Origin of the sequence: Paraglaciecola sp. (genome assembly GCF_051252315.1) — a bacterium.
GTDB lineage: Bacteria > Pseudomonadota > Gammaproteobacteria > Enterobacterales > Alteromonadaceae > Paraglaciecola.
The window spans coordinates 1-23,875 of sequence record NZ_JBPOFP010000021.1; the positions used below are offsets into that span (position 1 = coordinate 1).

Consider the following 23,875-nt stretch of genomic DNA (forward strand, 5'->3'; position numbering starts at 1 on the left):
AGTAAGTACAGTGTCTTTATCTATTGCTTCTAATTCTTTTGCAGGAGAAAAGTGTTTAACTTTATTCGTTGTTGATGATTTTTTAGGTTTAGTCGAATCGGCAAACAAATCGATAGGCTTTTTACTGCCATGGCGTGGATCTTTTTGCACTTTAGTATTAGTCGAGTTAGAAGATATGACCGCTTCACTATTTCTATTACCAGCTGGTTTACCTTTGTGTTTTCTAACTCGTTGTTCTTTAGGTTTACGTACATTTGAAGTTATTTTAGGTGTGCCTATTTGACCAACCTTACGTGACTTTTTCTTTCTTGGCATTATGTAACTCACTTACCATGCATAGCTATAATAGGTCGTGATTCTACATTAGTTTTAATGGGAACATTGAATTTTTAGCAGAAAAAAAGCGATAGCCGAAACTATCGCTTTTTCAAAAATAAGAGTGTCAGCAGACACTTCTCCCAAGATTTGCTCTTCCTGAACAATTATTCCTTTTAATCTTCACTTTATATTTTTATTTACGAAGACTAATTGTGATCATCCTGATGCATTATTATTCGTCCGTGTCTTTTTCTCAAAGACATCAGTATCTAAGGTCAATTAGTATTGCCTTAGCTCTTCCTTGACAAGCTAGTGCTTGCATTTCCTTGTTGTTTTATTCGGTCGAAAGAATACATGATTAACAAATATTTACAACTTATTTACAAATTTTACTGGTAAATAATTCTATAGGGTAATTTTAGTTCTCTTACGCTTGCTGTTTCGAGGTTAATTACCCTTTATTTACGTTATTTAATGTAAACCTGCAACATAGTGTGACAGAACATCTATATCGTTATCTGTCATCTTTTTGGCAATATCTTCCATCATTCCGTTAACAGAGTTTGCTCTGTCACCACTTCTGAAAGCTTTTAGTTGTGCATTAATATATTCAGAATGTTGACCGCTAATATCAGGGAAGCCTGAAAGGCTTGTTCCATTTCCTCTTGGACCGTGACAAGCGATACAAGCAGTAATGCCTCGTTCTAGGTCTCCACCTGTATATAACTTAGATCCTAAAGCAACTGCATCTTCAGGTGTTTCTCCAGCAGTAGCCGTTTGGCTAGAAAAATAGGCTGAAATATCTAATATGTCTTGTTCAGAGAGCGGGGCGGCCATTCCATTCATTACTGCATTATTACGACCTTCTTTGCCACCGGTTTGACTGGCTAGTTTAAATTCAGTTAATTGTTTAACTAAATAATTAGCATGTTGTCCAGCAAGCTTTGGATTCATAGCTATTAAACTATTACCATCAGCGCCATGACAAGCACCACAAGCTACAGATTTAGCTTTACCTTTCTCGGCATCGCCTTGAGCAATTGATGGGGCACTAAATCCCATAAGTAAACAAACTAGTAGGCCTATATTTTTCATTTTTATCTCATTAAGCATTTGATTAGTGGATTAATCTTTAGTTTATAACGGAGTATTTTACACATTTACACGACGAGTAAAATATATTCGTGAGATAAGTTGTGTTTTTGATACATTTATAATGAATAATTTTTGTTAAAAGTGCATTAATTGATTAATTAGCACTTAATAAAAACAACCTTCAATTTTGCAGTAGCGCGGATTTTGACGTAAGACGAGTATATAATAGTGGGAATATAATTTAAGGCGATGCAATTTATCGCTTGTTAGGAGTTTTTGTGAGTCATTACAGTCAAGTTAAGTTTAGTATTAGTGCACCGGACATCACTCATTTAGGGCCTGATGAAGGAATTGAAATTGCTTTTGCAGGACGTTCCAATGCGGGTAAGTCAAGTGCTCTTAATAAGTTAACTAGACAAAAAAGTTTAGCCAGAACCAGTAAGACCCCGGGCCGAACACAACTAATTAACGTTTTTGAATTAGATGAAGGCAGGCGACTAGTCGATTTACCTGGTTATGGCTTTGCGCAAGTGCCAATGGAAGTTAAGAAAAAGTGGCAAAAGTCTTTAGGTGAGTATTTACAAAAACGTGAAAGTATAAAGGGGCTGATTGTACTAATGGATATTCGGCATCCCTTTAAAGATTTAGATCAGGAACTGATTCACTGGGCTGTTGCTGCAAATTTACCTGTCTTAGCCTTGTTAACTAAAGCCGATAAACTGAAATCAGGTAAACGTAAAGCGCAAGTTTTAATGGCGAGAGAAGCTGCAATGGCTTTTTGTGGGGATGTAACGGTTGAGGCATTTTCTTCTTCAAATGGTATTGGCTTAGAACATCTACAACAAAAATTAGATTTTTGGTTCGGTATTTCTAGAGATTGATTTTTTTCAAAAAAAAGCCCTAAACAGAAATTTAGGGCAAGCACTTTGAGAAACACATAAAAACCAATAATACTGACCTTACAATTTCAAATTTGTTCCCTCATCTATGGTATTTTTTTTAAATAAAAAAAAGCCCTACTAATTTAGTAGGGCAAAACACATAGAGACACACAAAAACTAATAGTAAGAGTGCCAGTAAATCATTAAGTTCAAATTTAATTTAACTTTTTTTAAGACAAAAAAAACCTCGGCAAATGCCGAGGTTTAAGCAAAGGTTAGATAAATCTTACCTCTGTACCCTACATTTCTAAGTTTAATGGATAATCACTAAATAAGCCAAGCCGTTTTGTAATTAAATTACAAAAAATAGCGTGTTTTTTGTAATTTAATAAACGATTAGTGGACTTTTCTAGTGCGCTTGATCCCAATTTTCACCCTTTCCGGCTTCGACAATTAGAGGTACATCAAGGGATACAGCGTTTTCCATTAGTTCAATTATGGTTTTCTGGTGGTCCTCTAAATTTTGTTGTTTAATTTCAAATACAAGTTCATCGTGTACTTGCATAATCATAGTCACCTCGTTATTGCCTAAACTTACTATCCATTCATCTACTGCTAACATCGCCTTTTTTATAATATCCGCTGCTGTACCTTGCATTGGTGCGTTAATGGCGGCTCTTTCTGCTGCTTTTCTGCGCATCCCATTACTAGCGTTTATTTCAGGTAAATATAACCTGCGACCAAAAACAGTAGAAACGTAGCCTTTTTCTTTAGCTAATATTCGTGTGTCTTCCATGTAGGTTAAAACTGCTGGGTAACGTTCAAAGTATAGATCCATGTATTTTTGAGCATCATGACGTGGAATGTTAAGTTGTCGGGATAAACCAAAAGCAGACATTCCATAAATTAATCCAAAATTGATAGCTTTTGCGTTTCTTCTTTGTTCTATAGTCACTTCATTTAGAGGGGTATCAAAGACTTCAGATGCCGTAGCGGTGTGAATATCTTTTCCTTCAGCAAAGGCTTTGAGTAATCCTTTGTCTCCAGATAGGTGAGCCATAATTCGTAATTCAATTTGAGAGTAGTCAGCTGCCACTATTTCATAACCTTCTCTGGCTACGAACGCTTGCCTCACTCTACGGCCTTCCTCTGTGCGAATTGGGATGTTTTGTAAGTTGGGTTCGGTTGACGATAAGCGGCCTGTTGCCGCGATAGCTTGATGATAAGACGTGTGTACACGCCCTGTACGCATGTTTATCATCTTCGGTAACTTATCTGTATACGTGTTTTTTAATTTACTTAATCCCCTGTATTCCATCAAAATTTTAGGAAGTGGGTAATTGATGGCTAATTCTTGAAGGACTTCTTCAGCTGTAGATGGAGCACCTTTTGGCGTTTTTTTCAAAACTGGTAAATCCATTTTCTCGTATAGTATTTCTTGTAATTGTTTAGGTGAGCTTAAGTTAAACTCTTTTTCTGCTAATTCATGCGCTTCTTTTTCTAGTTTAATTATTCTTGAAGCTAAGTCTTGGCTTTGTTGAGCAAGTTTTTGACTATCAATCAATACTCCAAATTGTTCCATTTTTGCCAAAACTGAAGAGAGTGGTAATTCAATTTCTTCAAATACTTTGGCTAAATCGGGCTCTGCTTTTAATTTTTCCCAAATGACATTGTGTAGACGAAGCGTTATGTCAGCATCTTCGGCTGCATATGGGGCAGCTTTTTCTAAGTCAATTTGATTAAAAGTAAGTTGTTTTGCTCCTTTACCAGCAATATCTTCAAAATGTATGGTAGATAACCCAAGATAAGTATCAGCTAGCGCATCCATATTGTGTTTCGTGACCACACTATTTAATACGTAAGATTCAAGCATAGTATCAAAGGCGATGCCTTTTAGTTCTATGTCGTAATTTGCTAATACATTTTTGTCATACTTAAGGTGTTGGCCCACTTTTTTGATCTGGGTATTTTCAAGAATTGGTTTTAATTTTTCTAATACATACTCTTTATTTAACTGTTCAGGCGCATCAAGGTAGTCGTGACCAAATGGTACATAGGCTGCTTCATTTTCTGCAATTGAGAATGACACACCAACTAACTCTGCTTCCATATAATTTAAGCTGGTCGTTTCAGTATCAAAAGCAAATAATTTTGCTGATTGTAGTTTTTCTAGCCACAATTCAAACTCTGCTTGAGTAAGTATACAATGGTAATTTGTTTTAGTTGTAGCTGCTGTTGGTGTGGGTATCTGCTCCTTCGTCGAATCAGTATTTGCATTTTTTTCAGCATCTGCAACTAAGCGTTTTAATTCAAACTTTTTGCCAAGTTCAATTAATTGTTCAGTATTTTGAGCTGTCGCGGCTAAATCTTGAACTTGGGTGGGGAGATCTACATCTAATTTAATGGTGGCTAATTCATAAGAAAGTGGCAGTTGTTCTAGTGCTTCACGTAAATACTCACCAATTTTTCCTTTTACGTTATCCGCGTTTTCAATTACTTGGTCCAGCGTTTTATGTTCAGCCAACCATTTAACCGCTGTTTTTGGACCACATTTATTTACACCAGGAATATTATCGACTTTGTCACCCATTAGTGCCAAATAATCTATTATTTGATTGGGTTTAACGCCAAACTTTTCGAATACACCTGCTTCATCTAACTCAACATTTGTCATGGTATTAATTAGTCGCACATGGGGTGTGACTAATTGAGCCATGTCTTTATCTCCAGTTGAAATAACGGTTTCTATACCTAATTCAGAAGCTTGATGAGCATAAGTGCCTATTACGTCGTCGGCTTCAACCCCTTCAATTACTAAAAGGGGTAATCCCATTGCTTCTATTATTTGGTGTAATGGGGCTATTTGAGTTCTTAAATCATCCGGCATTGGTGGGCGGTTGGCTTTATATTCTGGATATAGATCATTTCGAAAGGTTTTGCCTTTTGCATCAAACACCACCACTACATTTCCATTTGGATAATCTTTTTGTAAGCTTTTGATCATATTGAGCACACCTGTGATTGCCCCCGTAGGCTGTCCATATGAAGTGGATAACGCTTGTAAATAAGGCACGTGATAGGCTCTAAACAAATAAGATGAACCATCCACTAAAATTAATGGACTGGATGGGGTCAAGTTTGTTTGGTTTGTCATAATAAAAGCTCAGTAAAAATTAAAAGGTTTATGGGTATAGTGCAGCATGCCACAAGAGATGTTTTGCATCTATTTTATTAATGGAGTAATTCTGTGGATAACTAAGTAGATAAAATTTAATTAGAGATATTAAATGTAGGATAACTGTTATAGTTAATGACGCGATATTGTTATGTAAATCAATGTATTACTATATAAATATTAGCTAGTGTATAAGTCATAATTGGTAAATGTAAAATGTGGATAACATTATTGCTAAATTTGTTCAGACTTATAAAGCGACGTAAAAGATACACACTTATTCATTCAGTTAATAGCTCTTTTTTAAAATATTTATGTCGTAATTAACAATAGATAAAATCAAAATATTATAAGGCCTTAATTCAAAGGTCTATAGAGTAGTTTAAGACTACTATTTATGGTTAAAATACATAGGGTGTATGTAAGTACTAACTACTTTAGGTGTCGCGAAATAATTCAATTTTCTCTTTTTATTTAGCGCTAGGCGGACAATAATTAACATTAATGAAAAATGTCATCTCAAAATTGAGTCAATTAATCAAAATGAGTCTGAGTTAAAGCATGCAGTATCGAACTATTATTCGAATTTTAGGATTATTAATTGCTTTACTTAGCGTCACAATGATCCCCCCAGCAATTGTTTCTGTTATCTATGAAGACGGTAGTGGTTTGCCGTTTTTACTTGCATTCGTTTTATGTTTGGCAACCGGGTTGATTATTTGGTATCCAAATAGAAGATTTAAGTTTGATTTAAGGGCAAAAGAAGGTTTTCTAATTGTCGTGTTATTTTGGACTGTATTGGCTAGTTTCGGCGCTTTACCATTTTTATTGCTAGAACAGCCTAATATGTCTACAACAGATGCCTTTTTCGAGTCTTTCTCTGGACTGACAACAACGGGTGCTACTGTCATTGAAGGTATCGACTACCTACCTAAAGCTATCCAATTTTACCGTCAACAATTGCAGTGGCTTGGCGGTATGGGAATTATCGTGTTAGCCGTAGCAATCTTGCCAATATTGGGTGTGGGAGGGATGCAGTTGTATAGAGCAGAAACACCTGGCCCTGTGAAAGATTCAAAAATGACGCCTAGAATTGCCGACACTGCTAAACATCTTTGGTATATCTATTTGTCACTCACTACAGCCTGCACAATATCTTACTGGGCTGTGGGGATGAATTGGTTTGACGCTATATGCCATGCGTTCTCTACCATCGCAATTGGCGGGTTTAGTACTTACGATGCGAGCTTGGGGCATTTTGATAGCGTGGGTGTAAATATTGTTTGTGTCGTGTTTTTATGGATCGCGGCTTTAAATTTTGCGTTACATTATGCAGCCGCTACAGGACGCTCTCTAAAAGGGTATATATATGATCCTGAACTCAAAACATTCTTTTTTATTCAGATCACCTTAGTACTTATTTGTTTTGCTGTGTTGATGAAATATGAATGGTTTGACTCACCTGGTGTTGCCTTTGACCAAGCGCTTATTCAAGCAGTATCTATAAGTACAACAGCCGGCTTTGCCACTACGGACTTTTCAGGCTGGCCTGTTTTTCTTCCAATTATGCTCATCTTTTCTAGTTTTATAGGTGGTTGTGCTGGTTCAACAGGTGGTGGCCTTAAAGTTATTCGTGTCTTACTTTTATTTGTACAAGGCAATAGGGAAGTGAATCGATTGATTCATCCTAAGGCAATTTATTCCGTTAAGCTGGGAGAGAGGGCTCTGCCAGACAGAGTGGTCGAGGCTGTATGGGGCTTCTTCTCAGCTTATGCGATGATTTTTGTCATTATAATGGTGTGTTTGATTGGTACGGGTATGGATGATGTCACTGCATTTACCGCAACGGCTGCAACATTAAATAATTTGGGACCCGGTTTAGGTGAGGTCGCCAGTACCTATGCAGATGTCACAGACAGTGGAAAGTGGTTACTTATTTTAGGCATGTTGTTTGGTCGTCTAGAAATATTTTCTTTATTAGTTTTGTTTTCCCCCACCTTTTGGCGAAGTTAAAAAAGCCAGCTATTTAAGCCGGCTTCTAGATTCTGAATAAATTTTCAGTAATGGGATATTTAAAGACCGAGTAGTGACTCTTTGGTGATTAGAGTGACACTTTGAAGCATACTCCGCACACCCGCTGCGAGGTGTTCATTTTCTAGGGCTAATTTTTTGTATTTTTCAAAAGACTTACTATGAGATTGAATACGTTTTCCCATAACTCGCCAGGCTTCTTGTTTCGCTTCCATTGGCCAAGCTTCTAGCTCAATTTTGTGTGACTCTAGTTGACTAGAGAACATATTTAAGGCTGTTCGAAACATACCTTTATGTTTGTCGCCCTCTGCCATAGAAGCTTCTGCAGTTGCTAATGCAGAAATCCAAGTGCCTGCACTTTTAAGTGAGTTGTAGTAGTCTTTAAGTGCGTCTTCATCATATTCTTCTACTTCAAAATTAAGGTTTTTCTTACGAGATACAGTGTGATTAACTTGCACTGGCGGTGCTACGTAGGTTGGTTTTGGCGCAGGAGCTGGTACGACTCTGGCTCCATTAGTAGCTTGTGGCATGGCATCATCGGCGCCGCCAACGGTTAAGCGACCACCTTTGCCTAACCCTCCCTTAACTTGTTGAGCCTTATAGTTACGCAAAGCTTTAACCATTTGGTTGAAAGAATCTGCAAAGGCCGCTGTTATAATTTTACCTTCGGGGGTTTTAGAAAAACCTCTAGCTCCACCAGCAACTGGACCTGCAAATAAACCACCAAAAATATTAAAATCCCAATTTCCGGCACTGCCTAATGCAGCAGAAACTTGTACACCAGAACGGTTTTCAATCAGCAACAAAGTTGTTGATGCTTCATTTTTCTTCAATCCACCACCCACTAATGAGCCTAAGCCACCTAAAAGTGCCCCTCCAATAGCTTGTAAACCTTTTGTTCCCTCTGCAGAAAATTGAATAGAAGGGCTTAATGTGTAATCTGCTGCAACCATTTGGCCGCCACCAATATTACTGCCAGCTCTCAATTGTCCTGATTGCATTAATTGTCTTTCTCTGTTCATAGCGGCCATGACAGCGCCACGCTCAACTACAACAAAACAATTTGATTGTTGGATCATTAATCTGACTACGGGAAGTGTACTGCCAAGTTTTGGATAACGAGAGCGATAGTCGCGCCACCAAGTCAGGCTGGTGTCTTCAAAAATAGATAATGTACCTAGAGTTTCATCACACTTTTCAAGTGAAGGGTTGCTTCCATCAGCATTTGCACCTCCGGCACCTCCTGTAACTGTATTGCCTTCAGTGTCGCCCATTTTGGGTGCCGTAGACATACAGCTTGAAATCATAGTGGTAAGTAATGTTGCAGCAATTAATTTGGTAAAGCAGGTTCGAAGATTGTTAGTTTTACCTAACTTTGCTCCTGAGCTGGTTTGATACATTGTGTTATTCCTTGGGTATTAAAATAGTTATCGTCAAATCATTAAAATAGCCTGATAAGCTTTAACTTTATTTCAACCCAAACAACATCCATGGTAATGCAAAAAGTCCGTTTTCAGAATATCAAATACTCGGCATAAATAAACTTTATCAACATTAAGTGGTTATGTATATGAATCTAGGATTAGTTTTTAACCAAAGAAAAATGCACTTGGTTGGAATAGTTTTTCTACGTGGCCAATGAATTTTTTATCAACTAAAAATAGTATGACATGATCATTGGGTTCTATTTTGGTGTTGCTATGAGCGATAATCACTTCTTCATCTCTGACAATTGCGCCAATTGTTGTGCCTGGAGGAAGTTTTATTTCTCGAATTTGTTTACCGACTACTTTAGAGGTGTTTTGGTCGCCATGAGCTATCGCTTCAATTGCTTCAGCAGCTCCCCTTCGAAGTGAGTAAACGTTTACTATATCCCCGCGTCTTACATGTGTTAAAAGTGCGGATATTGTTGCTTGTTGAGGAGAGAACGCAATGTCTATTTCTCCACCTTGCACTAGATCTACATAAGCACCACGTTGGATTAACACCATGGCTTTTTGTGCGCCTAAGCGTTTAGCTAACATTGCTGACATTATGTTAGCTTCATCGTCGTTAGTCACAGCAATAAATGCATCTACTTGTTCAACATTTTCCTCAGTTAACAATTCATGATCTGATGCGTCACCTGAAAATACTATGGTTTTATCTAAGTGAGCAGATAAATATTTAGCTCTTACGGGACTGTATTCAATTAGTTTTACGTTATGGTCATGCTCAAGTAATTTAGCTAAACCCGCACCAATCAGGCCGCCACCAGCAATCATTATTCTTTTATAACTTGATTCTAACTTTTGCAGTTCACTCATTACCGCACGGATATGTTTTGTAGCAGCAATAAAAAACACTTCGTCATCGGCTTCAATAATGGTGGTGCCAAGAGGACGAATAGGCTTACCTCTTCGGTAAATTGCAGCAACACGAGTATCAACATTAGGAATATGCTCTTTGATTGTCGATAAAGCGTGCCCCACCAACAAGCCACCATAATACGCTTTTACAGCGACTAAGCTTGCTTTGCCATCTGCAAATTCTACAACCTGCAAAGCGCCAGGGTAGTCAATGAGGCGTTTAATTGCTTGAGTAACAAGTTGTTCTGGGGCGATAAGATGGTCAACAGGTACATCTTGATGTTTGAATAATTGTTCTTGGTAAATGATGTATTGTTCGGATCTAACACGGGCTATTTTAGTGGGTGTTTTGAATAAGCTATAGGCGACTTGGCAAGCCATCATGTTGCTTTCGTCGCTGTTGGTTACGGCAATTAACATATCCGCATCTTCGGCACCGGCTTTTTTTAATACGTCTGGGTGTGAACCCATACCAGCTACAACTTGCAAATCTAAACGATCTTGTAATTGTCTTAGTTTTTCGTGATCAGAGTCGATGACGGTGATTTCATTTTTTTCACCTACCAAGTTTTCTGCTAATGTAGCGCCAACTTGGCCAGCACCTAGAATGATTATTTTCATGTGTTTTTGTGGTCTTAAAACCTTGTTATTAGATAGACTTTAGCAGTCTGGCATAGTAGAAACCATCCATTTGTAGGTCTCCTGGTAAAATTTGTCTGCCAGCTTTGTCTTTCGCGTCGTTACAAAAAGTCTCGTCTAAGCTTGCATCACTTGTATTACGTAAAAAATTATCAATTTGTTGTTGGTTCTCTTCTGGCAAAATTGAGCATGTGGCATATACCAATGTGCCTCCAGGTTTCAGTAAAGTCCAAATAACATTTAATATGTGTTTTTGGAGCTCAACAAGTACCTCAATGTCTTTGGCTTTTCTTAGCCATTTAATATCGGGATGCCGGCGAATAATGCCCGTTGCTGAACAAGGTGCGTCAAGCAGAATGCGGTCGTATAAATTCCCATCCCACCAAGTATCTGGTTGACTCGCATCACCCGTGACAATTTTTCCAGAATGACCTAAACGTTCAAAATTTTCTTCTATGCGTTTTGCTCGCATTTTGTCAATTTCTAGGGCAGTAATACTTTTTAAATTCGGTTGTAATTCTATGAGATGACAAGTTTTTCCTCCTGGTGCAGCACAACAGTCAAGTACTGATTCTCCAGCTTGAGGCATTAAGTATTCTGCAGCCAATTGTGCAGCGCCATCTTGCACTGCAAACCAGCCTTGATCGAAACCTGGCAAAGAAGTGACATCATAACCTTTGGTTAAAATCACACCCTGTTCATGAGTTTCTGGAATCTCGAATTGGATCTCTGACTGAGTTAATGTTTGTGTAAAAGCCTGACGGTCAACTTTTTGTGAATTCACTCTTAGCCAGATCGGTGCTTTTTGTTGCATATTTGCTAACAAGGTTGGCATTTTTTCGCCATAGGCTAGATTTAATTTTTTAAACAACCATTTAGGTAATCCAGAGGCAATTTGTTCATTGGGGGCTGGTTTGTCTTTTAGCTCCTCGCGGATGAAGTTGCGTAAAATTCCGTTAACCAAACCTTTCATCGCAATGGTATTTAATGATTGAGTAGCGGCAACCGTTTCTGAAACTGCAGCATGTTGACTAACTCTGCTAAATGCAAGTTGATAAAACCCCAACATAATTAAGTGCTCGACAATTTTATATCTATTTTTTAAAGGTTTATCTAATAGCTGTCTTAACCAAAACTGCAAAATAGGTAATTGACGCAACACGCCGTATACCATTTCTTGTAACCAGGCTTTATCTTGATCTTTTAGCTGGCTTTGAACTTGCGGTAAACACTCTCGAGCAGATTGACCTTCTTCTAGTATTTGGTGCAGTATTTTTGCTGCTTCAGCTCTAAGATTGGATGATTTCTTTACACTTTTCATTGTCATTTCAGCAACTTATTCCGCCATTGGAGATACTAAAATATCGCCAATTGAAAACCAATCGGCTCTGCCGTTTAAAATATCGGCTGCTGAATTTGGTTTTTTGCCTGGCAGCTGGAGTGTTTTCAATAATAGAGCGTTTTTACCCGTAGCAATCAAAATCCCAGACTTATTTGCTTCAATTATTTGTCCTGGCGCTTGATTAGTGTTTTCTAAAGCTACAACTTCTGCCAATTGAACTTTTACATTGTTACCTTGTACTTCAAAAAACGCGACCGGCCATGGATTAAACGAACGAATATTTCGTTCAATTTGGGCTGCATCTAATTGCCAATCTATCTTAGCTTCTTGTTTTGATAATTTATGTGCATAGGTGGCTAAGGACTCGTCTTGTACTTCGGCATTTAATTCTGGCAGAAGAGCCAGAGTTTCAATTAATGCCTTGGGTCCTATTTCTGCTAGTTTTTGATATAGGCTGGCACTGGTATCATCAGCTAAAATGGGCAAGCTGCGCTTTAGTAACATTTCTCCGGTATCTAAGCCTTCATCCATTTGCATGATAGTGACACCTGTTTCTTTATCTCCTGCCCAAATTGAACGTTGAATTGGAGCAGCACCTCGCCATTTTGGCAATAACGAACCGTGCACATTAAGACACCCTAACTTAGGTGTTTGCAAAACCACCTTAGGCAAAATTAAACCGTAAGCAACCACAATCATAATGTCCGCATCTAATGCAGCCAGTTCATTTTGTGGCTCTACTGTTTTAAGAGATTCTGGTTGGAATACCGGTAAATTATGTTCCAGCGCTAGTTTTTTTACGTCACTCGCTTGTAGTTTTTTCCCTCGACCGGCAGGGCGGTCAGGTTGACTATAAACTGCAATAACGTCATGTTCAGAATCAATTAAAGCTTGCAAATGTAAAGCTGCAAACTCTGGAGTACCTGCAAAGATAACTTTTAATGGTTCACTCAAGGTCGTCTTTATCCCCTAGCCATTAATTTAGCTTCTTTTTCTAATTTTTTCTTAATGCGCTGTCTTTTTAACGGAGATAAATAATCTACAAATAATTTACCTTTTAAGTGATCAAGTTCGTGTTGAACACATATCGCTAAAAGGCCATCAGCTTCAAGAGTAAAGCTTTCGCCTTTTTTATTTAACGCTTTTACCGTTATGGTTTCGGCTCTTTCTACCTGAGCATAATTGTTAGGAACAGACAAACAGCCTTCTTCGCTAATTGTTTTGCCATCCATATGAGTGATCTCAGGATTAATAAATACCAAAGGATTATCCTGTTCTTCCGATACATCCATTACAACGACTTGTTTATGTACGTCGATTTGGGTGGCAGCTAAGCCAATACCGTTTTCATCGCGCATGGTTTCAAACATGTCATCAACTAAATTTGTGATAGAGGTGTCAATTTTGTCTACTTTCTTTGCGACAGTGCGTAGTCTTTCATCTGGAAAACGCAAAACATCTAATATTGCCATTGTTTTATTCTACTATAATGGTCACGGGTATTAGTGTGACTCAGGAACAGATTTAACCAATATTTACCTTAGATTTAACCGAGTAATGATTGGCCGGTGTATTATTTACTATACGATTAAATAGATTGGGCTATTTAAACCGTTTCATCATGGGCTATTCTAGCTTAAATGGATCCAAAACATAACAGTGACTGCATCAAGGTATTAAACAATGATGATTAAAAATTTAGCTAGACTATTAATAATAGCTTTTTTGTTACCACTATCTTGTATAGCTGACGTGCTGCAGATAAAAGAATCTGCTCCTCAGTTATATGTGGTAAAAAAGGGCGATACTTTGTGGGATATTTCAAATTTATATTTGAGCAAACCTTGGTTATGGCCTGAGTTATGGCGTAATAACGTGCATATCATTAACCCTCATTTAATTTACCCTGGTGACGAGTTACGCTTAGTAAAAAATGGTAAAGGAGAAGTGTCGCTAGAATTAGTACGAGAAAGTTCTGACAAGCAGAGTATTAAGCTTTCTCCAGATGGTAAAAAGTCACTTAAACAGCTTGAGGCTATTCCCGCGTTACCTTGGTCAGTTATTAGCCCTTATATACAAAATGAAATGATAATGACTAATGAGTCATACGAGCGCCACCCTTATGTATTAGGCAATGGTGAAGGGGCTGTGCGGTATGCAACAGATAATTTGGTAGTGGGTAAAGCATTAAGGCGTCGCAGTGATGAATTACGGATCGTGCGCAAACAAAATGAAATAATCGATATGCAAGGAAATGTTATTGGCGTACAAGTCAGGCATTTAGCACGAGCAAAAGTCGTCAAAAGTAAGTTAAAAAAACAAAGTTTGATAAAAATTAAAGAATCATCATTAGAAGCTAAACGTGGTGACCGTATCATTCCTTTTAAAGAATTAGGCCAAGATGAAATTTCTTTAAGTGCAGCTGATGAACAAACAGGGTTTATTATTGACGACCTTGAACAGCACAACCTTTTAGGTAAATTTAATGTTGTGGTATTAGATCTTGGAGAGGCAGATGTGTCAGCTGGCACCGTAATGGGAATATATGCGCAAGGCCCTAATATAATTGATGGTTATCAGCCTAAATACGAAGGCGAAAGTGACGTTATTCGTAGTGCATTTGAACGAGGCGACGAAATAGCTCAGCCAGCTTTGAAAGTGGGTGAAGTGGTTGTGTTTAAATCATTTGAAAAGGCCAGTTATGCACTTATCACTGAATCAGCTAAAGTTATTAAAAGAGGAATGATTGTAGCTAAACCGTGATCTAACAGGTGACATATGCAACAGGATGTTGAATATAATGATAAGGACATCGATAAAAATTCTTTAATAAATTGGTTAAAGTTGGCACAGATACCTAATTTTTCTGTGGCCAAATTATTAAAGTTGCAAAAGTGTCAAAACATTTTGCTAGAGCAACTTTTTTCTACCCCTAGCTCTCAATTAAAAAGCTGGGGATTTAACGCTAACCAAGTTGCTGTTATTAACCAGCCCAACGAGACGCGAATTAATCGCAGTCTCGGTTGGTTAAACGAGGCTGACAATCGTTTTATATTGTACTTTTCTCATCCTTTATACCCAGAACCACTAAAACAAATATCTAGCCCTCCAGCATTATTGTACGGCTATGGAAATCCTGAAAATTTAAGTCGTTATCAAATTGGCATGGTGGGCAGTCGTAATCCGAGCCCACAGGGCAAAGAAAACGCAAAATCATTTGCCAATCAACTAAGTGAATACGGTTGGACCGTTACCAGTGGATTGGCAATTGGAATCGATGGCTTGTCACATCAAGGGTCGTTGGTCGGAGAACATATTACTATTGCTGTTTTGGGTACGGCCATTGATAAAATGTATCCGCGACGCCATATAAAGTTAGCGGAACAAATTTTACAGCATGATGGTGTGATTATTTCTGAGTTTGCTCCGGGCACTCCAAGTAGGCCTGAGAACTTTCCGCGGCGAAATCGAATTATTAGTGGTTTGTCACTAGGTACCATTATTGTTGAAGCTGCAATCAAGAGCGGTTCCTTAATTACTGCTAGATACGCATTAGAGCAAAACAGAGAAGTGTTTGCTATACCAGGGAATATACATAATCCAATGTCGGCCGGATGCCATTATTTAATTCAGCAAGGGGCAAAGTTGGTCACCAACATACAAGACATTAATGACGAGTTTGCACATTTAGTTTTTCAAAACTTAGTAAATACGCAAATAAATTCACAAAAAAAAGAGTCACAAAGCTTGGCATCAGACAAATTGTTAGATAGTGTAGATTTTGAAGTTACGCCAATAGATATAGTGGCGCAACGGAGCGGCATTTCAATCGAAAATGTAATGTCGAAATTATTAGAGTATGAGTTGTGCGGTTTAGTCAGTGCTGTACCTGGCGGTTACATTAAATTGGGGGAAAAATAGTATGTTCGATATCCTCATGTATTTGTTTGAAAACTTCATTCACAACGAAACGGAAATCCGTGTCGATCAAGATGAATTAACGGATGAGCTAATTAGGGCTGGTTTTCATCATGATGAAATATACAAAGCGCTTTCTTGGCTAGAAAAACTTGCAGCCTTGCAAGAAACAGACATCAAACCTTATTTTGCCAAAGGACCTACTTCTTTTGTTACTCGTGTGTATACACAAGATGAAGAAATGCGTCTTGACGTAGAATGCCGAGGTTTCTTAATGTTTCTTGAGCAAATAAACGTCTTAGATTCTGCTACTCGTGAAATGGTGATTGACCGTGTCATGGAGATTGATTCTAAAGAGTTCTGCTTAGAAGACATGAAATGGGTTGTTCTTATGGTGCTATTTAATGTACCTGGAAAAGAAAATGCCTATGCTCAGATGGAAGACTTGTTATTTGAAGAGCCAGAAGGGCCGCTTCATTAAATCATTGTCTAAAATGAGCCAAACAAAGTGTGCTTAAAATAAGTGTCTAAAATAGATCATTCTTTGTTTTCTGCACACGAACATGCCTCAGAGCAGGCGTTTGGGCCGTGCCCTGAATGTAGTGGAAAATTAACCATTCGGCGTGGTAAGTCTGGACCTTTTATCGGTTGCAGTGAATATCCTAAATGTGACTACTCTAAGCCCTTACACGAGCATGAAAATGCCGATATAAAGGAAATAGAAGGCTCCTCATGTCCTTTATGTTCGTCACTACTGGTCATTAAAAAAGGCCGATTCGGATTGTTTATTGGTTGCAGTGACTTTCCAACTTGTCATTACATTGAGTCCACTAAAAAAGCAGAAGACACTCATGTAGATTGCCCTCAATGTAAAAAAGGGCATTTAGCTAAACGGGCCAATAAATTTGGTAAATCCTTCTATTCCTGCAGTTTATACCCTAAATGTAAGTATGTTTTAAATTCTCCACCTATTGCCCAAACCTGCCCAGAATGTCAGTGGCCTGTTATGATCAAAAAAACGTCGGCTGGTAAAAATACAGTGCAGTGCCCTCAAAAGCGTTGTGGTTATAAAAGCAGCGATTATAAAAATACAGTAGAATGAAGTATCATTACTTCATAACAATTACCTCATAATAAATACTTCATAACAAATACCGCATTATAAATTATGGAAATAACCCAAGATTCAGAATCATTATTGGCAAGCTTTGAAGCTGGTGAAATATTTGCCTATCCCACTGAGGCCGTATTTGGATTAGGTTGCGATCCTGACCAAAAACAGGCAGTTTTGAGTTTACTCGCACTTAAAAAGCGACCTATTGAAAAAGGTCTAATTTTAGTTGCTAAAACCTATTCTCAAGTTTTACCTTATGTAAATGATGCCGCTATTCCTATGCATAAACGCACTGAAATTTTTTCTAGCTGGCCTGGACCGAATACTTGGTTGTTGCCAGCAAGTAAAAATGCCCCCAAGTGGATTACGGGTGGTTCTGATTTAATCGCGATTAGAATCAGTGCCCATCCAACAGTACAAGGTTTGTGCACGTTATTTAATAAACCATTAGTATCCACAAGCGCTAACGTAACAGGTAATCCGGCGGCCAAGTCTGCCCTAGAGATTGAACAAGAGTTTGCTCAACAAGTTATTATAATTGCGGGTGAATTAGGAAAAAGAACTAAGCCAAGCACTATACGCCACAGCTTAACTGGTCAAATTATAAGAGACAATTAGTCAAATGACAGATGAAATACTCCCCGATTTAGAAAAGGTTAAAAAGTACCTGCTTAAATTACAAGACAACATTTGCCAAACACTAGAGCTGGCTGATGGTAAAGGTAGTTTTGTTGAAGACAATTGGCAGCGAGAACAAGGCGGGGGAGGTCGTACTCGTGTCTTAACCAATGGCAATGTTATTGAGCAAGGTGGAGTGAACTTTTCACATGTGTATGGTGGTGAATTGCCTGCTTCAGCTACTGCGGCTCGCCCAGAGTTAGCAGGCAGAAGTTTTCAGGCAGTTGGAGTGTCTTTGGTTATTCATCCACATAATCCTTTTGTGCCAACAACCCACGCAAATGTGCGCTTTTTCATAGCTGAAAAACCGGGCGAAGAGCCAGTTTGGTGGTTTGGTGGCGGTTTTGATCTAACGCCTTTTTATCCATTTGAAGAAGATGTAGTGCACTGGCACACTGTTGCTAAAAACGCCTGTGAGCCCTTTGGTGATCAGGTCTACCCAGAGTACAAAAAGTGGTGTGACGAATACTTTTTCTTAAAACACAGAGGTGAAACCCGTGGTGTAGGTGGTTTGTTTTTCGATGATTTAAATAAGCCTGGTTTCAAACAAAGTTTTAGAACCATGAAAGCCATTGGTAATGCTTTCTTGGACGCTTACGTACCTATTATTGAAAAACGTAAAGACACGGCATTTAGTGAAAAAGAGCGAGATTTTCAACTTTATAGACGTGGGCGTTATGTGGAGTTTAATTTGGTTTGGGATCGAGGCACCTTGTTCGGTTTACAAACAGGCGGACGTACTGAATCTATTTTAATGTCTATGCCGCCTTTGGCTCGATGGGAATATGATTTTAAGCCTGAAGCTGGTAGCAAAGAAGCAGATCTTTACGACAATTATTTAAAACCAAGGGAGTGGTTGTAGTGACAGATTCAACAAAAACAACAAGTCAGACTGACAAGTTTTTGGTTTACGGTAATCCTATTGCTCAAAGTAAATCGCCACAAATACATCAAATGTTTGCGCGGCAAACCAAACAAGATCTTATTTATGATAAGCAGCTAGCCACTATTGAAGATTTTAAAAGCTCCCTTGATGACTTTTTTGCTGATCCTAGTGCCAAAGGGTGTAATGTCACAGCGCCATTTAAAGAGCAAGCCGCACAATGGGTTGATGAGCTAACTTCTGGTGCTCAACTAGCTGAAGCCGTGAATACCATTATTCGTCAAGACAATGGTAAGTTCTTGGGTGATACCACTGATGGGCCAGGTATAGTGCAAGACTTATTGCGTTTAAAGGCGGTAAAAAAAGGCGCGCGTATTTTATTATTGGGTGCTGGTGGAGCAGCACGTGGAGCGTTGAAATCTCTGTTGAGCTTAGAGCCTGAGTTATTGCTGGTGGCTAATCGTACGCAAGCAAAAGCAGAACATTTAGCCTCGTTAATCCCCCAAGACAATGTAAAGGCTTGCGGCTTTGATGATTTAATTGAGATTGCATTACCTTTTGATTTAGTGATTAACTCAACTTCTTCCAGTCTATCCGGTGAATTACCCGCAATACCTGACACTCTGTTAGCTCAGACTGGTTTTGTCTACGATATGAGCTACAGCGACAAGCCCACTATATTATTGCAGCATGCATCTAAGCTAGGTGTACAACACTATTCAGACGGTTTAGGCATGTTAGTGGGGCAAGCCGCCGAAAGTTTCTATTTATGGCGAGGTGTTAGGCCAGACGTAGAGCCGGTGATTGATGCGTTAAGAGTGGAATTATAATCCGTCTATGCAGTTACCTATTTATCAAGTTGATGCCTTTGCTACAAAAGTATTTGAAGGTAACCCAGCGGCAGTGTGTCCATTAAACGAATGGTTGTCAGACGAACTATTACAAAAAATAGCCCAAGAAAATAATTTGTCAGAAACGGCTTTTTTTGTCCAACAAGAAAACGGATATCAATTACGTTGGTTTACCCCTAACGCTGAAGTCGATTTATGTGGTCATGCAACGTTAGCGGCTGCTCATGTTCTGTTTCAGCACTTAGGTTATTCCAAATCAGAAATTGTCTTTACGACTCGTAGTGGAGACTTGGTTGTTAGCAAATACTCCTTTGAGTATGTTATGGACTTTCCAGCAGATGTGCCTGAACCAATTGAACCTCCTACTAGTCTTTTATCCGGTTTAGGACTCGAATCTGCCTCGGAAATACTTGCTGCTTACGATTTTATTGTTGTGTTAAAAGATGAGAAAGCAGTACACCAAGTTAAGCCTGATTTTAATTTACTTAAATCACTCGATTTAAGAGGCGTGGTAATCACCGCTAAAGGTGACGATACAGATTTTGTTAGTCGCTGTTTTTTCCCAAAGCTCGATGTGAATGAAGATCCCGTAACCGGTTCTGCTCATTGCGAGTTAACTCCCTACTGGGCAAAACAATTAAACAAAAATCAGTTAACTGCAAAACAATTATCTCCACGTACTGGGCAGATAAAGTGTGAACTTCAAAAAAATCGGGTGAAATTAGCCGGGCAGGCCGTTGATTATATGCAAGGCGAGATCTCGATTTAACCTCATGTGCTTTTGTAGCAGCCAAGCCCTTGTTTAATGGGCAGCAAGAATTATAAAAATATTGTAGTAGAGTAGGCTATAAGTATTTTCGTTTAGAAAGTGTGGTTACACCTCTAAGACGCCAATTAGACATACCTAATTGGCTATGATGTCTTATTGGTTGTTTTCTTCCGCTATCTTCTGCGCCAACATACTGAGTTCAGCGGCTTTAAAGGTATGGGCTTGGGTCATTGCGGTTTCTGTACGATTGATCACATCTAAAATGAGTTGACCAAAAAATGGGAAACTAGATTGCCCTAAGCAGTCAATCTCTTGTTCTTCTTGGTTGTTAGTTAAAAACAATTTGGATGCAGGTGCCTGTCGAGCCACGTCGTTGTATTTGCGACATTCAATATTGCCTTGGGTGCCAATAATAATGGTTCGTCCGTCACCCCAGGTGGCTTGGCCTTCTGGAGTAAACCAATCTACCCGAGTGTAGAAAGATGCTCCGTTATTGCCCCGCATAGATATTTCACCAAAATCTTCAAGACCTGGTTTGTCATTGTTGTTAAAGTTTTCAACGCGGGCGTAGTTTATTTCGGCGTCACTGACATCGGCGTAAGTTAGAAATTGTTCAACTTGGTGAGAGCCTATGTCGGTTAAGATGCCACCATAGCTGCTTTTATCAAAAAACCAGTCTGGGCGTGTTGCTTTAGCTAAACGATGTGGTGCTAGATTAACGACTTGTAAAACTCGGCCAATGGCGCCTTGTTTAATCAGTTCGCCTGCTTGCCATGCCGCTTCGTTGTGTAAGCGTTCTGCATAATAAACTGCGTATTTTTGCCCTGTGTCTTGAACGACCTCTTTAACTGCTTCAAGTTGCTCTAAAGTTGTGAAGGGAGACTTGTCGGTAAAGTAGTCTTTACCCGCTTCCATGACTCTAATGCCAATATCTGCTCTTAAGTGTGGAATGGCCGCAGAGGCAACTAACTTGGTATCTTGGTCATCTAATATTTGCTCTAAAGATTCTGCCACTCGTGCGCCTGGGTATTTCTCACAAAAAGCCGTCAAGCGAGCAGGGTCGGTATCGAATACATATTTGAGCGTGGCTCCTGCTTGCAACAAGCCATTGGTTTGGCCATTAATATGGCCATGATCTAAATAGGCTACCGAAAAGTGAAATTCTCCTGGTTGCACAACCGCTTCACTTTTACCCACTGGCGCATAATTAGCGCCATCTTTCATATTTGCTTTTTTATTAAGGTCTGAATTAGCCACTAGATATAACCCATTTTTACTGCTGTTGAATACACCACACTGGCTAGTACGGTAATGATACAAATTGCCATGGCTAGATTAACCAATAAACGTTTATTGCCCGTAGGCATGGCGTCACCCATGTAGTCTTTTTTGTTATTAAGTACAGCCCAGCCTATGTAGGCAATAGGTAATAAAAATCCACAAATTGCAGAGGTAGGGAGTACCACATAGGCGCCCATGGTTTGCCACACAAATACACCTAAAATAGCCGGAGTAGGGGCAAGTAACGCAAGTTTGTATTTAAAGCTGTTTTCAGACCAACCAAACATAGCGGCGGCGGCAGAACCACAACACAACATATGCATAACCAAAGAACCTACAGCCATACCTAAAATACCAAAGGCAAAGATTAATCGACTGGTTACTTCGTCAAGGCCTGCAGACATAAACATAGTGCCAGCCTGTGTTGGGCTAAGTTTGCCTTGAATATCCATGTCTGAACCAAAGAACGCGCCGGCCGCTGCAATGGAAATTAAGCTAGTCACCAAAATGTAAGGCACAACTAAACCTAAACCTATGTCATAACGAGACAATTCAGCGTGGTCTTTTGTCCATTTTTTGTGTAATAAGGTGTAGCCATAAATAAAGGTCATATTGATGCCTACTGCGCTACCTAATGCTGCCATGACAACTGTGACGCCTTGTGCGTCAGTAGGTAGAGAAGTTGGAATGTAACCGGCTGCTACAGCGCCCCAGTCTACTTTGCCATTCATTGAGGCGCTAATAACTACCCAAGCAAATGCAATGATGATTAAACCACTGAGTATTTTAATGCCGTTTTCGAAATATTTAACCGCATTATTCTTTCCCCCGTCGGTGTCGTGATCACCATATTTCCAAGCGGTAAATGCAACGCCAGCCCAGATAATAATGGCAAGTACAAGTAAGTACATATCACGGGCGGTTCCAGAATCTTTATCAACAGAAAAGCCTGTGCTGACGACTATTATTTCTTCTAACATAGCTGCACTTAAGGGGTAATGAGCAAAGCCCCAAATAATACTTGATGCAAAAGCCGCTATCGCCCAACCCCAAGCAATAGGCGCATTAACGTGTTTTTTCATGGCTTCAAAAGGTTTGTCTTGGGTATTGAGGGTTTGATGTGACAAGGCAAACAACATTATACAACCAATGATCATAGCAACCGGCTGTACCCACAATAATTCGTAGCCAAATAATGCTCCTATGGTTAACGATGTTACGGCGCTACCGCCACCTAACGTCATAGCGCCTTGCAACCAACCTGGGCCACTTAATTTTACGTAACTTGGCACACGGCCATACCAAGGTTTACTGGCCAAGGCTTGTAGCTGAGCTATTTCATTGTTGTTATTCATAATTATTGCTCTTTATTTTTATAGTAAGGGGCGATGGATGATTAGCGATAAGACGCGTTCATATCCACTTTAGCTTCTGCATTAGATTTTTTTCTTAAACTAGAACTTTGGGCTTTTTCATTTAACAAAGCTTGATATCCTGCTCGGTCTAACGGTAAAGATACCGTTTGTTTGTTCCAAGAAGATTGCAAAATACCGTTGGCAATATCTAATGAGGCCAAACCGTCTTTTGCTGGCGCGATTAACGCTTCATTATTATGAATGGCATTAACAAAGTTATTCATAATTATAGCGTGTTGGTTCACGCTTTCGTCAGTGCTTAGGTCACTAACAGTGACTTTAGGCATGCCAAACATTTCATCCGTATTAGCACAGAATTCAGCTGTACTTTGATCATTCAATTTTTGGGTCAATTTGCCATTTTCAAAATGAATAGAACCATTGTCTCCAATAATATCAAAGCGGTTCACTCCCGGAGCTTCTCCAGTTGAACCTACAAATACACCAGTGGCTTTGTTTTCATACCTTAAGTAAGCAGTTACTTCATCTTCTACTTCAATGTTGTGGTATTTACCAAATTCGCAAAAGGCGGTGATTTCGCTAGGAATTCCACACACCCACTGAAAAATATCTAAATTATGAATACACTGGTTAACTAACAAACCGCCGCCTTCACCTTTCCAAGTGGCGCGCCAATCACTGACTTGAAAATAAATGTCCGGTCTAAACCAATTTGTCATGGTCCAGTGTGTACGCTTTATTTCACCTAAGATCCCACTTTCGATAACCTGTTTCATTTTGGCAAAAGTAGGGTCAGTGCGTTGGTTAAGCATTAAGGCAAATTGTGACTTTTCTGGCGCTAGCTTGACTAACTCTTCACCTTCCCAGCTAGATAAGCCAATTGGTTTTTCGAGCATCACGTGTAAGTTTTTTTCTAAGGCATATTTGGTAATCTCGAAATGAGATAAAGTTGGCGTAGCGATTAATACTGTGTCGACTTCACCTGAATCAATGAGGTCTTGATATCGAGTAAAGTGTATTGCACCGAGCTCCTTAGCCTGTCCGGAATCATTTCGGGCACAAAGTGCAGTAATTTTGCAGTTTTTTACAGCGCCTGAAATTACATTTTGAATATGTTGCTGGGCAATATTGCCTAAGCCAATAACGCCAAGTTTAATGTTTTGAGTAGCCATAATG

At 39.1% G+C, this 23,875-nt stretch carries 21 protein-coding genes; 10 read left to right on the plus strand and 11 right to left on the minus strand.

Translation table 11 applies throughout. The annotated features are described in order from the left end of the window. Positions 1-315: GTPase-activating protein (locus ACSHXM_RS06050; protein WP_435687844.1), on the minus strand; the 315-nt coding region annotated here is incomplete at its 3' end. Between the two features lie 474 nt (positions 316-789). After that, entirely contained in the window at positions 790-1,413 is a 624-nt protein-coding gene (locus tag ACSHXM_RS06055; RefSeq protein WP_435687845.1) for a c-type cytochrome, read from the minus strand. A 278-nt stretch (positions 1,414-1,691) separates the two neighbouring features. On the opposite strand from ACSHXM_RS06055, the gene yihA reads away from it, so the two are divergent. Continuing rightward, positions 1,692-2,294 carry a ribosome biogenesis GTP-binding protein YihA/YsxC gene (yihA, locus tag ACSHXM_RS06060; RefSeq protein ID WP_435687846.1) on the plus strand — a complete coding sequence of 201 codons (603 nt, stop codon included), beginning with the start codon at positions 1,692-1,694 and terminating at the stop codon, positions 2,292-2,294. Positions 2,295-2,703: 409 nt separating this feature from the next. On the opposite strand, the gene polA is transcribed toward yihA, so the two are convergent. Beyond that, positions 2,704-5,448, minus strand: a complete 2,745-nt coding sequence (polA, locus tag ACSHXM_RS06065) for a DNA polymerase I (RefSeq protein WP_435687847.1) — start codon at positions 5,446-5,448, stop codon at positions 2,704-2,706. A 582-nt stretch (positions 5,449-6,030) separates the two neighbouring features. Here polA and ACSHXM_RS06070 point away from each other — a divergent pair. Continuing rightward, complete coding sequence (locus ACSHXM_RS06070) at positions 6,031-7,482, plus strand: TrkH family potassium uptake protein (RefSeq protein ID WP_435687848.1); 1,452 nt, start codon at positions 6,031-6,033, stop codon at positions 7,480-7,482. 59 nt (positions 7,483-7,541) lie between these two features. Here ACSHXM_RS06070 and ACSHXM_RS06075 read toward each other — a convergent pair whose 3' ends face one another. From ACSHXM_RS06075 to def, 5 genes are all read right to left on the minus strand, one after another. Continuing rightward, complete coding sequence (locus tag ACSHXM_RS06075) at positions 7,542-8,900, minus strand: CsgG/HfaB family protein (protein WP_435687849.1); 1,359 nt, start codon at positions 8,898-8,900, stop codon at positions 7,542-7,544. Between the two features lie 189 nt (positions 8,901-9,089). Further along, positions 9,090-10,469 carry a Trk system potassium transporter TrkA gene (trkA, locus tag ACSHXM_RS06080; protein ID WP_435687850.1) on the minus strand — a complete coding sequence of 460 codons (1,380 nt, stop codon included), beginning with the start codon at positions 10,467-10,469 and terminating at the stop codon, positions 9,090-9,092. A 28-nt stretch (positions 10,470-10,497) separates the two neighbouring features. After that, complete coding sequence (gene rsmB, locus ACSHXM_RS06085; RefSeq protein ID WP_435687851.1) at positions 10,498-11,814, minus strand: 16S rRNA (cytosine(967)-C(5))-methyltransferase RsmB; 1,317 nt, start codon at positions 11,812-11,814, stop codon at positions 10,498-10,500. 9 nt (positions 11,815-11,823) lie between these two features. Then, positions 11,824-12,783: a methionyl-tRNA formyltransferase gene (gene fmt / locus ACSHXM_RS06090; protein WP_435687852.1), complete on the minus strand. Its 960-nt coding sequence runs from the start codon at positions 12,781-12,783 to the stop codon at positions 11,824-11,826. Between the two features lie 8 nt (positions 12,784-12,791). After that, complete coding sequence (def, locus tag ACSHXM_RS06095; protein ID WP_435687853.1) at positions 12,792-13,301, minus strand: peptide deformylase; 510 nt, start codon at positions 13,299-13,301, stop codon at positions 12,792-12,794. Between the two features lie 211 nt (positions 13,302-13,512). On the opposite strand from def, the gene ACSHXM_RS06100 reads away from it, so the two are divergent. The 8 genes from ACSHXM_RS06100 (at position 13,513) to ACSHXM_RS06135 (ending at position 20,042) form a co-directional block, all read left to right on the plus strand. Beyond that, positions 13,513-14,592, plus strand: coding sequence for a LysM peptidoglycan-binding domain-containing protein (locus ACSHXM_RS06100; protein ID WP_435687854.1), 1,080 nt, complete (start codon positions 13,513-13,515; stop codon positions 14,590-14,592). Between the two features lie 15 nt (positions 14,593-14,607). Next, positions 14,608-15,750 (plus strand): DNA-processing protein DprA, encoded by a 1,143-nt coding sequence (gene dprA, locus ACSHXM_RS06105; RefSeq protein ID WP_435687855.1) that lies wholly within the window; start codon positions 14,608-14,610, stop codon positions 15,748-15,750. Between the two features lies 1 nt (position 15,751). Further along, positions 15,752-16,228 (plus strand): DUF494 family protein, encoded by a 477-nt coding sequence (locus ACSHXM_RS06110; RefSeq protein WP_435687856.1) that lies wholly within the window; start codon positions 15,752-15,754, stop codon positions 16,226-16,228. Between the two features lie 42 nt (positions 16,229-16,270). After that, positions 16,271-16,849: a topoisomerase DNA-binding C4 zinc finger domain-containing protein gene (locus ACSHXM_RS06115; protein WP_435687857.1), complete on the plus strand. Its 579-nt coding sequence runs from the start codon at positions 16,271-16,273 to the stop codon at positions 16,847-16,849. Between the two features lie 66 nt (positions 16,850-16,915). Then, positions 16,916-17,479: a Sua5/YciO/YrdC/YwlC family protein gene (locus ACSHXM_RS06120; protein WP_435687858.1), complete on the plus strand. Its 564-nt coding sequence runs from the start codon at positions 16,916-16,918 to the stop codon at positions 17,477-17,479. Positions 17,480-17,483: 4 nt separating this feature from the next. After that, positions 17,484-18,401 carry an oxygen-dependent coproporphyrinogen oxidase gene (gene hemF, locus ACSHXM_RS06125; RefSeq protein ID WP_435687859.1) on the plus strand — a complete coding sequence of 306 codons (918 nt, stop codon included), beginning with the start codon at positions 17,484-17,486 and terminating at the stop codon, positions 18,399-18,401. Further along, positions 18,401-19,252, plus strand: coding sequence for a shikimate dehydrogenase (aroE, locus tag ACSHXM_RS06130; protein WP_435687860.1), 852 nt, complete (start codon positions 18,401-18,403; stop codon positions 19,250-19,252). Before hemF ends, aroE begins: the two co-directional genes overlap by 1 nt. Before the next feature lie 7 nt (positions 19,253-19,259). Continuing rightward, positions 19,260-20,042, plus strand: coding sequence for a PhzF family phenazine biosynthesis protein (locus tag ACSHXM_RS06135; RefSeq protein ID WP_435687861.1), 783 nt, complete (start codon positions 19,260-19,262; stop codon positions 20,040-20,042). Between the two features lie 153 nt (positions 20,043-20,195). On the opposite strand, the gene ACSHXM_RS06140 is transcribed toward ACSHXM_RS06135, so the two are convergent. Genes ACSHXM_RS06140 through ACSHXM_RS06150 form a run of 3 tightly spaced genes read right to left on the minus strand, consistent with a single transcriptional unit; the run spans position 20,196 to position 23,871 of the window. Next, positions 20,196-21,299, minus strand: coding sequence for a Gfo/Idh/MocA family protein (locus ACSHXM_RS06140; protein ID WP_435687862.1), 1,104 nt, complete (start codon positions 21,297-21,299; stop codon positions 20,196-20,198). Continuing rightward, complete coding sequence (locus ACSHXM_RS06145) at positions 21,299-22,678, minus strand: divalent metal cation transporter (RefSeq protein ID WP_435687863.1); 1,380 nt, start codon at positions 22,676-22,678, stop codon at positions 21,299-21,301. Before ACSHXM_RS06145 ends, ACSHXM_RS06140 begins: the two co-directional genes overlap by 1 nt. 41 nt (positions 22,679-22,719) lie before the next feature. After that, on the minus strand, positions 22,720-23,871 hold the full coding sequence (locus ACSHXM_RS06150; RefSeq protein ID WP_435687864.1) for a Gfo/Idh/MocA family protein: 1,152 nt from the start codon (positions 23,869-23,871) through the stop codon (positions 22,720-22,722). Positions 23,872-23,875 lie beyond the last annotated feature (4 nt).